The organism is Virgibacillus carmonensis, from assembly GCF_057836705.1.
Window position 1 is genome coordinate 1 of the sequence record NZ_JBYQFJ010000340.1, and the last position, 554, is coordinate 554.

The following is a 554-nucleotide window of genomic DNA, read 5'->3' on the forward strand; positions in this document are numbered from 1 at the left end:
TTTTGTTAATCATGCCTGCATTGCGAATTGATATAATGCACCTTCTTCCAGCTTTTCAAACACCTATTATGGATTTACTGAAAGGGGCAAGAGAAACCACCTATAGTTTGCTCGGTTTTGAAATATTTTTGCTGTTGTACCCATTTATACAAAATAAAGAAAAGATAAAACTCCCTGTCTTTCTCGGTATTGCTTGGACAATTTTTACTTTGCTTATGGTGACTGTCATATCAATAGGCTATTATAGTCCCAAACAATTAGAAACACTGGACTGGGCAACTCTTGGTCTATTCAAAATTGTGTCCTTTTCCTTTATAGAGCGGTTTGACTATATCGTGGTAACTAGCTGGCTAATGGTTGTCCTGCCAAATATGATCTTGCTTATGTGGGGAATCACGTATAGTGTAAAACGCTTATATAAAATCTCACAAAAAATGACCCTCTATATTACATCAGGAATCATGCTAGCCGCCTGTTTCTTTTTTCAAGACACACATTCAATTATTGCTTTAACGTCCAACTTTGCCAAAGTCGCCTTTTGGCTTGTCTTTGTC

Annotated in this window: 1 protein-coding gene; it reads left to right on the forward strand. The window is 36.8% G+C overall.

The window, feature by feature from the left end; all coding sequences use genetic code 11:
• Positions 1–11: 11 nt before the first annotated feature.
• Positions 12–554: GerAB/ArcD/ProY family transporter (locus AC3G7N_RS22225; RefSeq protein ID WP_489424280.1), on the forward strand; the 543-nt coding region annotated here is incomplete at its 3' end.